This window comes from Streptomyces sp. NPDC006476, assembly GCF_040612015.1.
Lineage (GTDB): Bacteria > Actinomycetota > Actinomycetes > Streptomycetales > Streptomycetaceae > Streptomyces > Streptomyces griseorubiginosus_B.
The window spans coordinates 104,150-117,902 of record NZ_JBEXPK010000031.1 but is presented as its reverse complement, the minus strand read 5'-3'; the positions used below and the strand labels follow the sequence as shown (position 1 = coordinate 117,902).

Genomic DNA, 13,753 nt, shown 5'->3' with positions numbered 1-13,753 from the left:
CCTACAACACCGACGTACGCCCCCTCCTCGCCGACCTCCGCGAAGACATGGGCCTCCACCCCGACCCGATCGCCGCCTACCACCGCTCCGGATGGCAGCAGCGCATCGTCGCCGAACGAGTCGGTGGCACCCAGGCCGGCTGGGGCGCCTGACTCGCCCGCCTCTCGTTCTCCCATCGTTCCGACGAAGCAAGGAAGAGACCCGCTCATGGCACCCCACCCCGAAGCCGCCGCTCTGCTGGCCCGTTCGCATCGGCTCGGCTCCGATCCCCGTAACACCAACTACGCCGGCGGCAACGCCTCGGCGAAGGGCACCGAGACCGATCCCGTGACCGGTGGTGACGTCGAGTTGATGTGGGTCAAGGGGTCAGGTGGTGACCTCGGGACGCTCACCGAGGCCGGACTGGCCGTCCTGCGCCTGGACCGGTTGCGGGCACTCAAAGGGGTGTATCCGGGCGTGGAGCGCGAGGACGAGATGGTCGCCGCGTTCGATTACTGCCTGCACGGCAAGGGCGGTGCCGCTCCCTCCATCGACACGGCCATGCACGGGCTCGTCGAGGCCGCGCACGTCGACCATCTGCACCCCGACTCCGGGATCGCGCTGGCCTGCGCCGCCGACGGGGAGAAGCTGACCGCGGAGTGTTTCGGGGAGAGTGTGGTGTGGGTGCCGTGGCGGCGGCCCGGGTTCCAGCTGGGCCTGGACATCGCGGCCGTGAAGGAGGCCAACCCGCAGGCCATCGGCTGCGTGCTCGGCGGACACGGGATCACGGCGTGGGGAGAGACGTCCGAGGAGTGCGAGCGCAACTCGCTGCACATCATCCGGACCGCGGAGGCGTTCCTGGCGGAGCGCGGCAAGCCTGAGCCGTTCGGGCCGGTGATCGAAGGCTACGAGGCGCTGCCCGACGACGAGCGCCGGGAGCGGGCCGCCGCGCTGGCGCCGTACGTCCGGGCCATCGCTTCCCGGGACAAGCCGCAGGTCGGGCACTTCACCGACGCGGACGTCGTGCTCGACTTCGTCGCGCGGGCCGAGCATCCGCGGCTGGCCGCGCTGGGTACCTCGTGCCCGGACCACTTCCTTCGGACGAAGGTGCGGCCGCTCGTCCTCGACCTGCCGCCGACCGCGCCGCTGGAGGAGGCCGTCGCCCGCCTCAAGGGGCTGCACGCCGAGTACCGCGAGGAGTACGCCGCCTACTACCAGCGGCACGCGCTGCCCGACTCCCCCGCGATGCGGGGCGCGGACCCGGCGATCGTGCTGGTGCCGGGGGTGGGCATGTTCTCGTTCGGCAAGGACAAGCAGACCGCGCGCGTGGCCGGTGAGTTCTACGTCAACGCCATCAACGTGATGCGGGGCGCCGAGGCGGTGTCGACGTACGCGCCGATCGAGGAGTCGGAGAAGTTCCGCATCGAGTACTGGGCGCTGGAGGAGGCCAAGCTCCAGCGGATGCCGAAGCCCAAGCCGCTGGCGACCCGGGTGGCGCTGGTGACGGGGGCCGGCAGCGGGATCGGGAGGGCGATCGCCGAGCGGCTGGTCGGTGAGGGCGCCTGTGTCGTCGTCGCCGATCTGAACGCCGAGAACGCGGCCACCGTGGCCGAGGAGCTGGGCGGGTCGGACAAGGCCGTCGCCGTGACCGTCGACGTGACGTCCGAGGAGCAGATCGCGGAGGCGTTCAAGGCGGCCGTGCTCGCGTTCGGCGGGGTCGACCTGGTCGTCAACAACGCCGGCATCTCGATCTCCAAGCCGCTGCTGGAGACCTCGGCGAAGGACTGGGACCTGCAGCACGACATCATGGCCCGCGGTTCCTTCCTCGTCTCGCGCGAGGCGGCCCGGGTGATGATCGCGCAGGAACTGGGGGGCGACATCGTCTACATCGCCTCCAAGAACGCCGTCTTCGCCGGGCCCAACAACATCGCCTACTCCGCCACCAAGGCCGACCAGGCCCATCAGGTGCGGCTGCTGGCCGCCGAACTGGGTGAGCACGGCATCCGCGTCAACGGGGTCAACCCGGACGGTGTGGTGCGCGGGTCCGGGATCTTCGCGGGCGGCTGGGGCGCGCAGCGCGCGGCCGTGTACGGGGTGCCGGAGGAGAAGCTGGGCGAGTTCTACGCCCAGCGGACCATCCTCAAGCGTGAGGTGCTGCCCGAGCATGTCGCGGGCGCCGTGTTCGCGCTGACCGGCGGGGAGCTGACCCACACCACCGGCCTGCACGTGCCGGTCGACGCCGGCGTCGCGGCCGCGTTCCTGCGATGAGCGGCGCCGTGAAGTCGTACGCCGCGGTCGACCTCGGCGCGTCCAGCGGGCGTGTCATGGTCGGCCGCGTCGGCCCCGACAGTCTGGAGCTGTCCGAGGCGCACCGGTTCGTGAACCGGCCGGTGCGCGTTCCGGAGGGGCTGCGCTGGGACGTGCTCGCGCTGTACGGGGGTGTGCTGGACGGCCTCAGGGCCGCCGGGCAGGTCGACTCGGTCGGCATCGACAGCTGGGCCGTGGATTACGGGCTGCTGGACGCCGACGGGGCGCTGCTGGGCAACCCGGTGCACTACCGGGACCCCCGCACCGAGGGCGTCGCTGAGAAGGTGTGGGCGACCGTGCCCGCCGAACAGTTGTACGCGGCGACCGGGTTGCAGTACGCGCCCTTCAATACCCTGTATCAGTTGGTCGCGGCCCGGGATTCCGCCCAACTCGCGGCCGCTCGGCGCCTGTTGCTGATTCCCGATCTGCTGTCGTACTGGCTGACCGGCGAGCAGGGCACCGAGCTGACCAACGCCTCGACGACCCAGCTGATCGACCCCCGGACGCGCGCGTGGTCGTACGACGTCGCCTCCCGGCTGGGCGTCGACCTCGGCCTGTTCGCGCCGCTGCGGCAGCCGGGCGATCCGGCGGGTGTGCTGCGGGCGGAGGCGCTGGAGGAGACCGGCCTCACGGGTCCGGTACCGGTGACGACGGTCGGCTCGCACGACACGGCGTCCGCTGTGGCCGCCGTGCCGGCGGACGGGGAGCGGTTCGCGTACATCTGCACCGGGACCTGGTCGCTGGCCGGGCTCGAGCTGGACGCGCCCGTGCTGGGCGAGGAGAGCCGGACGGCCAACTTCACCAATGAGCTCGGGCTGGACGGCACGGTCCGGTATCTGCGCAACATCATGGGGCTGTGGCTGCTGCAGGAGTGCGTACGGGCCTGGGGCGAGCCGGAGTTGGGCGGACTGCTGCTGGAGGCGGCCAAGGTGCCCGCGCTGCGGTCGGTGGTGGACGCGGGGGACGCGGCCTTCCTGGCGCCGGGCCGGATGCCGGAGCGGATCGCCGAGGCGTGCCGCGCCTCGGCGCAGCCGGTGCCGGGGACGCCCGCCGAGATCACCCGGTGCATCCTCGACTCGCTCGCCCTGGCGCACCGCAGGGCGGTCGAGGACGCGCAGCGGCTGGCGGGGCACCCGGTCGACGTCGTGCACGTGGTCGGGGGCGGCACCCGCAACGCGCTGCTGTGCCAGCTGACCGCCGACGCCTGCGGGCTGCCCGTGGTGGCGGGCCCGACGGAGGCGGCGGCGCTGGGAAACGTGCTGGTCCAGGCCCGAGCCCACGGTCTCGTCGGCGATCTCGCGAGCGGGCGGCGGTTGCTCACCCGTACCCAGCCGCTCACCCGGTACGAGCCGCGGGGCGACACGGTGCCGTGGCGGGAGGCGCAGGCCCGGCTCGCCGACCGGTGACCGGGGTCTCCCCCGCGCCCGCCGGGCCGACTACTCTGCACTCATCCGATGATCGATTCACAAGGAGCCGCGATGCGTGTCGCTCTGTTCCTGACCTGCGTCAACGACACGCTGTATCCGGACACCGGTCGCGCCGTGGTGAAACTGCTGACCAGGCTGGGCGTCGAGGTCGACTTCCCGATGGCCCAGACCTGCTGCGGGCAGGCGCACTACAACACCGGCTACCGGCATGAGGCCGAGCCGCTCGCCCGGCATTTCTCCGATGTCTTCGGGGAGTACGAGGCGATCGTCACGCCCTCCGGGTCGTGCGGGGCGATGGTGCGGGAGCTGTATCCGCGGATGGGTGAGCGGGCCCGGGCCGAGGGGCGCAGAGACACCCTCGCCGCGACGCTGGCGCCGGTGGTACCGAAGACGTACGAGCTGACGGAGTTCCTGGTGGACGTGCTGGGGGTGACGGACGTCGGGGCGTACTACCCGCACAAGGTGACCTACCACCCCACCTGTCACGGGCTGCGCGGGCTGGGCCTCGGCGACCGGCCCCGGCGGCTGCTGCAGGCCGTGAAGGGGCTGGAGTTGGTCGAACTACCCGGTGCCGATGAGTGCTGCGGCTTCGGCGGCACCTTCGCGCTGAAGAACTCCGACGTCTCCACGGCGATGGGCGTCGACAAGGTGCGCAATGCCGAGTCGACCGGCGCCGGGGTGCTGTGCGCGGCCGACAACTCGTGCCTGATGCACATCGGCGGCATCATGACCCGGCTCGAGGTGGGGATGAAACCGGTGCACATCGCGGAGATCCTGGCGAGCACGGAGGAGGAGCCGGCCGTATGAGCGGGACGTATCTGGGAATGCCGGCCTTTCCCGAGGCCGCGCACGAAGCGGTGGGCAACCAGACCCTGCGCGGGAATCTGCGCCACGCCACGCACACCATCCGCGCCAAGCGGGCCAAGGCGGTCGCGGAGGTGTCCGACTGGGCGCTCCTGCGCGAGGCCGGCAAGCGGATCAAGGACCACACGCTGCGGCATCTCGACCGGTATCTGGTGCAGTTGGAGGAGTCGGTCACGGCCGCGGGCGGCACCGTCCACTGGGCCGCCGACGCCGACGAGGCCAACCGGATCGTCGCCCGGCTGGTGAAGGAGACCGGCGAGTCGGAGGTCGTCAAGGTCAAGTCGATGGCCACGCAGGAGATCGGGCTCAACGAGGCCCTGGAGGCGGAGGGCATCCGGGCCTACGAGACCGATCTCGCCGAGCTGATCGTGCAGTTGGGCAAGGACCGGCCCTCGCACATCCTCGTCCCGGCCATCCACCGCAACCGGGGGGAGATCCGGGACATCTTCCGCGAGGAGATGGGCGAGTGGGGCCGCCCGGCCCCCGAGGGCCTGACCGACACGCCCGCCGAACTCGCCGAGGCCGCCCGGCTGCATCTGCGCGAGAAGTTCCTGCGGGCCAAGGTCGGCATCTCCGGCGCCAACTTCATGATCGCCGAAACCGGGACACTGGTGGTCGTGGAGTCCGAGGGCAACGGGCGCATGTGCCTGACCCTGCCGGAGACGCTGATCTCGGTCGTCGGCATCGAGAAGATCCTGCCCACCTGGCGGGATCTGGAGGTGTTCCTGCAGACGCTGCCCCGCTCCTCGACGGCCGAGCGCATGAACCCGTACACCTCGATGTGGACCGGCACGACGGACTCCGAGACGGCTGACGGGCCGCGGACCTTCCACCTGGTGCTGCTCGACAACGGCCGCACCGACACCCTCGCCGACGAGGTCGGCCGCCAGGCGCTGCGCTGCATCCGCTGCTCGGCCTGCCTCAACGTCTGCCCGGTGTACGAACGGGCCGGCGGGCATGCCTACGGCTCGGTCTACCCGGGCCCCATCGGCGCCATCCTCAGCCCCCAGCTGAGGGGCACGGCAAGCGAGATCGACGCCTCGCTGCCGTACGCGTCGACGCTGTGCGGTGCCTGCTACGAGGTGTGCCCGGTCGCGATCGACATCCCGGAGGTGCTGGTGCATCTGCGGGAGCGGGTGGTGGAGGGCGGTCCGGCGGTACGGCAGGGCAACAAGGTGGTGCTCAAGCCCGCGAAGGGGCATGCCGCCGAGCGGGCCGCCATGCGTGCCGCCCGCTGGGCGTTCACCCACCCCGGCGCCCTGCGCGGCGGCCAGCGGCTCGCCTCCCGCACCCGTCGGCTGCATCCGCGGACCCTGCCCGGGCCGGGCAGGGCGTGGAGCGGCAGCCGGGATCTGCCGGCCCTCCCGGCGGAGCCGTTCCGGGACTGGTGGCAGCGCACCAACGGTGGAAAGGGCGGTGCCAAGTGAGCAGCAGGGACAGGATCCTGGGCCGGGTGCGGCGCGCGCTGGCCGATGTGGCACCGGACGAGCGGCCGTACGAAGAGGCCGTCACCCGGGACTATCTGCGCGAGCACGGTGAGCGGAGCGTCGAGGAGACGGTCGATCTGCTGGCGGAGAACCTGGCGGACTACCGGGCGATCGTGCATCGGTGCGCCGCGGGCGAACTGGCGGCCCTGGTCGGCCGGTTGCTCGCCGAGCGGGGTTCGAAGACGGTGGTGGTGCCTGCGGGGCTGGAGGCGGAGTGGCTCTCGGGGGCCGAGGTCGAACACATCGCGGATCTCGCCGACAGCACCCCGCACGAGCTCGACCGGGTCGGCAGTGTGGTCACGGCCTGCGCGCTCGCCGTCGCCGAGACCGGCACCATCGTCCTCGACGGCTCCCCCGACCAGGGCCGGCGCCGGATCACCCTGGTTCCCGACCATCACATCTGCGTCGTCCGGGTGCCCGACCAGGTGGTCTCCTCGGTGCCCCAGGCCCTCGAACGCCTCGACCCGGCCCGCCCGTTGACGTGGATCTCCGGCCCGTCGGCCACCAGTGACATCGAGCTGGACCGGGTCGAGGGAGTGCACGGGCCGCGCACCCTCGAGGTCGTGCTCGTGAGCGAGGAGGCGGAGATCTAGCGTCAGCAGTACGTCATCGGGCAGCCGCGGCGAAGTGAGTGCTCGGCGGCACGCAGGTACAGGGCGACGTAGAACGCGGTGTCCAGGTCCTCGCTCCAGGGGCCCTGCCGGACCGCGGCCAGTTCCTTCGCCTCACCCTCGAGGAACCAGAACGTCAGGCCGAGGTTCCCGGGCTCCTGCGGCATCTCCGACGGCAGTCCGATGACGTCCGACAACCGCCGGGCCAGGGCGAGCACCTGCGGCGCTCCCGCGATCACGGTCGTGTCGGTGTAGGCGGAGCCGATCGGCAGATGTATCTCCTCCTCCAGCGACACCGGCACCAGCACCGTCCACTCGCCGAGGGTCTCCTGCTCGCGGGACGTCAGATGCGCGCGGCACAGCGCGGCGAACCCGTCCATGGGAGGGCTGATCTTCTCCTCGAACCAGGCATTCGGTTCCTCTTCCGCGACCGGCTCGTACCGCGGCAGCCCGCGCCGCTCCAACTCCTCGTTGAGGGCCGAGGCGACGGCTCCACGGCCGCCCTCGTCCTCGTCCTCGTCGCCCTCGGCCCATTCCCGGGCGCCCACACTGACCAGATAGATACCCATGCCCGGAAGGTAGCGCCCGCCACCGACAGTCATGCGCCGGGCGGTGGACGCCGAGGGTCCGACCGATCGTGAGGGTCGCCGGCACCCACACCGGCTCAGCGGTCCGAGCGGCTGCTTCAGCACCCACACCCGCCCAGCGCTGCGAGCGACTGCTTCGACATCCGCACCGGCCCGGCGAAGCGGGCAGCTGCTTCGCCGCCCCTACTCGCCCGGCGACGCTGCGAGCGACCGCATCCCGTCCGCCCGGCCCGGCGCTTCGGCCAACTGCTTCGGTACCCACACCGGCTCAGCGCCGCGAGCGGCTGCGTCGGCACCCACACCCGCCCAGCGCTGCGAGCGACCGCTTCGGCGTCCGCCCCTTCCGCCAAGCGGGCCTGGTGAAGTCCGCTGCGGTTCGGCAGCGCCCCGAAGGGGCGCGGGGAACTGCGCGACCGGCCACGACGGCGCCGCGGACGGCCGACGACGCATCCGACACTTCCAGCGGAGCGCTCAGCGCATGCCGGCCGCGTCCAGCAAGGTCGTCACGGTCACCGTGGTCAGGCCGTCCAGGGTCTCGATCCGGGCGCCAGCCCGGGCACTCGCGCCGTCGAAGACCAGCATCAGCTGGCGGGCGAGGAGGTCGGGATCCGCGGCGCCGCCCAGCTCCGCCTGGGCGCGGAAGGCGTTCTGCAGATGCAGCTTGGCCTCCCGGGCGACCACGCTCGCCGAGTGCTCGGGGTCCTTCAGCTCGACGAGGGCGGCGAGGTAGGGACAGCCCTGGTACTCGGGCTCGACGGAGAGCCTTTCCACCTGGCGGAAGACGTAGAGGATGCGTTCCCGTGAGGTGTCGGCGTCCTGAGGGCCGGGGGTGAGCTGGGCCGCGTAGCCGGGCGCACGGCGCTCCAGGCTGGCCGCGAGGACCTCGTCCTTGCTTGCGAAGAGCTGGTACATCGACCGCTTCGACACTCCGGCCGTCCGGCACAGCGCCTCCACGCCGATGGAGACACCGTCGCGGTAGAAGAGCTCGGCGGCGGCGTCGAGCAGCCGATCCCTGGTGGACGCCTTGTCTGTCGTGGCCATACGGGGAGCGTACCTCCGGAACCACCGGAGGAAACCGATCGGTATACATGCGGGAGCTGCGGATTCCGGGGTGACACAAGCGGTGAACAAGCGCTTAGATAGTAGACCCGGTACCGCCGCCCACCTGGAGGCCCCGTTGTTCACGTCCGTCGACGACGTCTCCGCGCGTCTCGCCGCCACCGGTTACCTCGCCTCCCCGGCCGTGGCCACGACCGTCTTCCTCGCCGACCGGCTCGGCAAGCCGCTGCTGGTCGAGGGCCCGGCCGGGGTCGGCAAGACGGAGCTCGCCAAGGCGGTGGCCGAGGTCGCCGGGGCACAGCTGGTCCGTCTGCAGTGCTACGAGGGCGTCGACGAGTCCCGGGCGCTGTACGAGTGGAACCACGCCAAGCAGCTGCTGCGCATCAGCGCGGGCCGCGACGAGACCTGGGACGAGACGCGCACCGACATCTTCAGCGAGGAGTTCCTGCTCACGCGCCCGCTGCTGACCGCCATCCGCGGCGACGAGCCCAAGGTGCTGCTGATCGACGAGACCGACAAGGCGGACGTCGAGGTGGAGGGCCTGCTCCTGGAGGTGCTCAGCGACTTTCAGGTGACGGTCCCCGAGCTGGGCACCATCACCGCGACCCGACGCCCCTTCGTCGTCCTGACCTCCAACGCGAGCCGTGAGCTGTCCGAGGCGCTGCGCCGCCGCTGTCTGTTCCTGCACATCGGCTTCCCGGACGAGGAGTTGGAGCGCCGGATCGTCCGGCTCAAGGTGCCCGGCCTCGACGAGGCGCTGGCCACCTCCGTGGTCCGGGTGGTGGGCGCGCTGCGCGCCATGGACCTGCGCAAGGTCCCCTCGGTCGCCGAGACCATCGACTGGGCGCGCACCCTGCTCGCGCTCGGCGCCGCCACCCTGGAGGAGACCGTCGTCCGCGAAACGCTGGGCGTGCTCCTCAAGCATCAGGACGACGTCCTCAAGGCCGCCGCCAAGCTCGACCTGGACGCGGTGTGACGGCGCCGGGCGTCGCGGAGCGGCTGACCTCGCTGGTCGGGGCCCTTCGGGCGCACGGTATGCGGATCGGCACCGGCGAGACCGTGGACGCGGCGCAGGCCGTCGCCGAACTGGGGCTGACGGACCGGGAGTTGCTGCGGGAGGGGCTGGCGGCGACGCTGCTGCACGGCCCGGCACAACGCCAGGTGTTCGACCCGGTCTTCGACCTGTACTTCCCGCGCGGCATCGGCGCGCCCGAGACCGGGCCGGCGGACCGGGACGACCTGCGCGACCGTCTCGCGGCCGCCCTCGCCGCCGACGACCTCGCCCTGTTGGGGCGGTTGTCGGCGGAGGCGGTCGACGGCTTCGGCGGGTACGGCACCGCGCCGGGGTCGGACGGCTGGTCGTCGTACCAGACGCTGGAACGGCTGCGCCCGCAGACGCTGTTCGCCCGGGTCCGGGACGACGTCCGTGCCACGAGCGGCGGTTCGGGGTTCACCGACCGGCTGCTCGACGACGAGATCCGTCGGCGCATCGAGGCCTTCCGGCGGCTGGCGGCGGCGGAGGCGCGTCGGCGGGTGGCCGAGCGGCGCGACCGGGACCAGCTGGCCCGGCGCGCGGTGGCCACCACCCCCGACCGGGTCGACTTCCTCTACGCCGGCAAGGACCGGCTGGCCGAACTGCGCCGGACGGTGCATCCGCTCGCCCGCAAGCTCGCCACCCGGCTCGCCGCGCGCCGGCGCCGGGCCGCGCGGGGCAGCATCGATCTGCGGCGCACGCTGCGCGGGTCGCTGTCGACGGGCGGGGTGCCGATGAAGCCGGTGCTGCGCAGGCGCCGTCCGGTCCGGCCCGAACTGGTGCTGCTGTGCGATGTGTCGGGCTCGGTGTCGGGGTTCTCGGACTTCACGATGCTGCTGGTGCAGGCGCTGCACGACCAGTTCAGCAAGGTGCGGGTGTTCGCCTTCGTCAACCGGATCGACGAGGTGACGGGACTGCTGGAGCACGGCGCCGCGGACGCGGAGGGCCTGAGCGCCCGTATCCGGGCCGAGGCGACACTCACGGGCTGGCACGGCAGCAGCGACTACGGCGTCGCGCTGGGCGAGTTCGCCGAGCGCTACGGCGACGCGGTCGGCCCCCGCACGACGGTGTTCGTGCTCGGTGACGCCCGGACGAACATGAGCGACCCCAACCTGGCGGCCGTACGCCACATCGGGGAACGGGCCCGCCGTGTCTACTGGTTGAACCCCGAGCCGCGCGCCCAGTGGGGCACGGGAGACTCCGCGGCACCGGAGTACGCCGAGCTGGTGGAGATGCACGAGTGCCGCAACGCCCGCCAGCTCGGCGCGTTGATCGGCCGGCTGCTGCCCGTCTGAGCACCCGGTCCCCAGGCGGCTCGGCCCGGGCAGCGGGCTCATACCCGGGAACTAGGGCATCTCCCCTATGTCGCCCTGGGCTCCGTTTCCCTACGCTCGCCGGTGGCGGAGGGGGAAGCGATGAAGGCGATCATGCAGGACCGGTACGGATCGGTGGACGTGCTGGAGTACGGGGAGACGCCCCGGCCGGTGCCCGCCGACGGCGAGGTGCTGGTGCGGGTGCACGCGGCCTCGGTCAACGCCTACGACTGGCATTTCCTGCACGGCGACCCGAAGCTCGCCCGTCCCATGATGGGCCTGCTGAGGCCGAGGCAGCGCATCAGGGGCCGTGACTTCGCCGGGCGGGTGGAGTCGGTGGGTGCGGGCGTCACCTCGCTCAAACCGGGGGACGAGGTCTTCGGCGAGGCCGACGGCGCGTTCGCGGAGTACGTGTGCGCCCCGGAGGGCACCGTGGACGTGAAGCCCGCCAACCTCACCTTCGAGCAGGCGGCCGCGGTGCCGCTGGCGGCCAACACCGCGCTCATCGGCATCCGGGACGTGGCCCAGGTGGATCCCGGCGAGACCGTGCTGGTGAACGGTGCCTCCGGCGGCGTCGGCACGTTCGCCGTGCAGATCGCCAAGGCGTACGGCGCACAGGTGACCGCCGTGTGCCGCACCCGCAACGTCGATCTGGTCCGCTCGCTGGGGGCGGACCACGTCATCGACTACACCAACGAGGACTTCACCCGCGGCGGACCGTACGGCGTCGTTCTGGACCTGGTGGGAAACCGCTCCCTGGCCGAGTTCCGGCGCGCCCTGACTCCCACCGGGACCCTCGTGCTGTCCGGCGGAGGCATGTACGAGGGCGGCAGCTTCGTCGGGCCCATGGGACTGTTCCTCAAGCGCCGGGCGGTCGCCCCCTTCGCGCGCCAACGGCTGGTGGAACTCCCGGCGAAGCAGAGCAAGGCGAACCTGGCCGAGCTGCGCGCTCTGGTCGAGTCCGGGAAGCTCGCCCCTGTCGTGGAGCGGGTGTTCCCCCTCAGCGAGGCGGCTCAGGCCATACGCCACCTGGAGGTGGAGCACGCCCGCGCGAAGATCGTCATCACCGTGTGAGCGGCTCCACCCCGCAGGTCGGTCCCGCCCTTCAGCCTTTCGCCTTCGCGTACTCCGTCGCCATCTGGCCCGCGAAATCGTAGACCACGCACGGCTCGTCGCTGACCACCCAGGCGTCGTGGCCCGGTGTCACCACGAACACGTCGCCCGGTCCGACCTCCTGCTCGGCGCCGTCGTCCATGCGCAGGCGCATACGACCGGAGACGCAGTACCCGTTGTGGTGGACCTCGCAGCTCTTCGTTCCGGCGATGGGACCTACGGACTCGGACCAGCGCCAGCCGGGTTCGAAGGTGCCAACGGCGAAGTCCAGCCCGGACATGTGCACCGCTTCGAGGTGTCCGCGCGGGAAGTCGCGCCGCTCGTCGGGCTTGTCGATGGCCTTGATCTCAATCATGTCGGCTCCCTCCATTGCCAGCCCTGCCCACGCCACCATCGTCCGCCCGTGCGGTCGACACCGCCATTCGGGTGAGCGCAGAATGACGGCTGGAAGCCGCAATCGCCGAACCACCAGAAAGGTGGCGATCACCGTGGCTGAACACCCTCACGCACAACTCGTCCGCACGGGCTACGAAGCCTTCTCACGCGGCGACATGGACACCCTGCGCTCGATGATGACGAGCGACGCGACGCACCACGTGCCCGGCAGCCACCAGCTGTCCGGCGACTGCAAGGGGATCGACGCGATCCTCGACTACTACCGTCGGCTGTACGAGGAGACGGGCGGCACCTTCAAGGTCGAACTGCGCAACATCCTGGTGGACGGCCGTGGCCATGCCGTCTCCATGCACCATGTCACCGCCCAGCGCGGCGACAAGCGGATCGACGAGGACGGAGGCATCGTCTTCCGGATCGTCGGGGACAAGATCACCGATCTCGACGAGTGCGTCGAGGACCTCGAACGGGGCGACGAGTTCTGGTCATGACGTCGCCGCCCGGCCGCACAGCCGGGCGAAACGGTCGGCGTCCACATTGCCGCCGGAGACGATGACACCGACCCGGCGGGGCAGCGCATCCACCCGCCCGGCGAGCAACGCGGCCAGCCCGGTGGCGCCGCTCGGCTCGACGACGATCTTCAGCCGCTCGAACGCGAAACGCATCGCCGCGCTGATCTCGTCGTCGGACACGAGAGCGATTCCGTCGACGAGCCGCTGGTTGACGGAGAAGGTCAGCTCGCCGGGCGTCTCCAGCGCCTGCCCGTCGGCGATGGTGCGCGGCACCGGGATGGTGACGCGTCGGCCCGCGTCCAGAGACCGTTTGGTGTCGTCCCCGGCCTCCGGCTCGACGCCGGTCACCCGGATGCCCGGGCTGACGCCCTTGGCCACCGTGGCGCTCCCGGCGATCAGCCCGCCCCCGCCGACAGGCACGATCAGTGCATCCAACTCCCCTGCCTCTTCAAGGAGTTCGAGAGCGGCGGTGCCCTGTCCCGCCATGACGTCGGGGTGCTCGTAGGGCGGGATGAGCGCGAGGCCGCGTTCGTCGGCGAGGGCTTCGGCTACGGCCGTGCGGTCCTCGGTGTAGCGGTCGTAGGTGACGATCTCGGCGCCGTAGCCCTCCGTGGCGGCCCGCTTGGAGGCGGGGGCGTCCTCGGGCATGACGATGACGGCCGAGGTGCCCAGCTCACGGGCGGCCAGGGCGACGGCCTGGGCGTGGTTGCCGGAGGAGTAGGCGGCGATGCCCCGGGCCAGTTGCTCGGGGGTGAGCCGGGAGGCGGCGTTGTAGGCGCCGCGGAACTTGAAGGCGCCCACGCGCTGGAAGTTCTCGCACTTGAGGTGGACCTCGGCACCGACGAGGGCGTCGAGGGTGCGTGAGCGCAGGACGGGCGTCCGGTGGGCGACGCCCCGGAGCCGAGCCGCCGCGTCACGGACGGTGTCGAGGGTGACGGGCGGGGTGGTGGTCGTCACGCGGGTCCTCCAGCGGTGGTCGGGGCGGCGGCGCGGGCCGCGGATCCTGCAGGGGTGCTCGGGCCGGCGGCACCGCGGGCCGCTGACCCTCCGGCGGCGGTCGGGGCCGTG

Annotated in this window: 13 protein-coding genes and 1 pseudogene; 10 read left to right on the top strand and 4 right to left on the bottom strand. The window is 71.7% G+C overall.

Features of this window, described 5'->3' with window-relative positions; all coding sequences use genetic code 11:
* The 6 genes and pseudogenes from ABZZ74_RS31130 to ABZZ74_RS31105 all read left to right on the top strand — a co-directional run.
* A pseudogene (locus ABZZ74_RS31130) lies at positions 1–152 on the top strand (rhamnose isomerase); the annotation flags it as partial.
* Positions 153–207: 55 nt separating this feature from the next.
* Entirely contained in the window at positions 208–2,247 is a 2,040-nt protein-coding gene (locus tag ABZZ74_RS31125) for a bifunctional aldolase/short-chain dehydrogenase (RefSeq protein ID WP_356770561.1), read from the top strand.
* Positions 2,244–3,692 (top strand): rhamnulokinase family protein, encoded by a 1,449-nt coding sequence (locus tag ABZZ74_RS31120; RefSeq protein ID WP_356770559.1) that lies wholly within the window; start codon positions 2,244–2,246, stop codon positions 3,690–3,692. The genes ABZZ74_RS31125 and ABZZ74_RS31120 overlap by 4 nt, the downstream gene beginning before the upstream one ends.
* Before the next feature lie 72 nt (positions 3,693–3,764).
* A complete protein-coding gene (locus tag ABZZ74_RS31115) occupies positions 3,765–4,520 on the top strand; it encodes a (Fe-S)-binding protein (RefSeq protein ID WP_356770557.1) in 756 nt (251 codons plus the stop codon).
* Entirely contained in the window at positions 4,517–6,004 is a 1,488-nt protein-coding gene (locus tag ABZZ74_RS31110) for a LutB/LldF family L-lactate oxidation iron-sulfur protein (RefSeq protein ID WP_356770555.1), read from the top strand. The genes ABZZ74_RS31115 and ABZZ74_RS31110 overlap by 4 nt, the downstream gene beginning before the upstream one ends.
* Positions 6,001–6,657: an LUD domain-containing protein gene (locus ABZZ74_RS31105; RefSeq protein ID WP_356770553.1), complete on the top strand. Its 657-nt coding sequence runs from the start codon at positions 6,001–6,003 to the stop codon at positions 6,655–6,657. Before ABZZ74_RS31110 ends, ABZZ74_RS31105 begins: the two co-directional genes overlap by 4 nt.
* 2 nt (positions 6,658–6,659) lie before the next feature.
* Here the strand turns inward: ABZZ74_RS31105 and ABZZ74_RS31100 are convergent, their stop codons facing one another.
* Together ABZZ74_RS31100 and ABZZ74_RS31095 are read right to left on the bottom strand one after the other, a co-directional pair.
* Positions 6,660–7,244, bottom strand: a complete 585-nt coding sequence (locus ABZZ74_RS31100) for a hypothetical protein (RefSeq protein ID WP_356770551.1) — start codon at positions 7,242–7,244, stop codon at positions 6,660–6,662.
* Positions 7,245–7,733: 489 nt separating this feature from the next.
* Positions 7,734–8,303, bottom strand: a complete 570-nt coding sequence (locus ABZZ74_RS31095) for a TetR/AcrR family transcriptional regulator (RefSeq protein WP_356770549.1) — start codon at positions 8,301–8,303, stop codon at positions 7,734–7,736.
* Positions 8,304–8,439: 136 nt separating this feature from the next.
* On the opposite strand from ABZZ74_RS31095, the gene ABZZ74_RS31090 reads away from it, so the two are divergent.
* From ABZZ74_RS31090 to ABZZ74_RS31080, 3 genes are all read left to right on the top strand, one after another.
* Positions 8,440–9,297: a MoxR family ATPase gene (locus ABZZ74_RS31090; protein WP_356770569.1), complete on the top strand. Its 858-nt coding sequence runs from the start codon at positions 8,440–8,442 to the stop codon at positions 9,295–9,297.
* Entirely contained in the window at positions 9,294–10,649 is a 1,356-nt protein-coding gene (locus ABZZ74_RS31085; RefSeq protein ID WP_356770547.1) for a VWA domain-containing protein, read from the top strand. Before ABZZ74_RS31090 ends, ABZZ74_RS31085 begins: the two co-directional genes overlap by 4 nt.
* Positions 10,650–10,769: 120 nt before the next feature.
* Positions 10,770–11,741: an NAD(P)-dependent alcohol dehydrogenase gene (locus tag ABZZ74_RS31080; protein WP_356770545.1), complete on the top strand. Its 972-nt coding sequence runs from the start codon at positions 10,770–10,772 to the stop codon at positions 11,739–11,741.
* Between the two features lie 31 nt (positions 11,742–11,772).
* Here ABZZ74_RS31080 and ABZZ74_RS31075 read toward each other — a convergent pair whose 3' ends face one another.
* Complete coding sequence (locus ABZZ74_RS31075; protein ID WP_356770543.1) at positions 11,773–12,135, bottom strand: cupin domain-containing protein; 363 nt, start codon at positions 12,133–12,135, stop codon at positions 11,773–11,775.
* A gap of 133 nt (positions 12,136–12,268) precedes the next feature.
* Between ABZZ74_RS31075 and ABZZ74_RS31070 the strand changes: the two genes are divergently transcribed.
* The gene (locus ABZZ74_RS31070; protein ID WP_356770541.1) at positions 12,269–12,664 is read left to right on the top strand and encodes a nuclear transport factor 2 family protein; all 396 of its coding nucleotides are present in this window, start codon (positions 12,269–12,271) and stop codon (positions 12,662–12,664) included.
* On the opposite strand, the gene ABZZ74_RS31065 is transcribed toward ABZZ74_RS31070, so the two are convergent.
* Positions 12,659–13,642, bottom strand: coding sequence for a threo-3-hydroxy-L-aspartate ammonia-lyase (locus ABZZ74_RS31065; protein ID WP_356770539.1), 984 nt, complete (start codon positions 13,640–13,642; stop codon positions 12,659–12,661). The two genes, ABZZ74_RS31070 and ABZZ74_RS31065, sit on opposite strands and share 6 nt — an antisense overlap.
* Between the last annotated feature and the right edge of the window lie 111 nt (positions 13,643–13,753).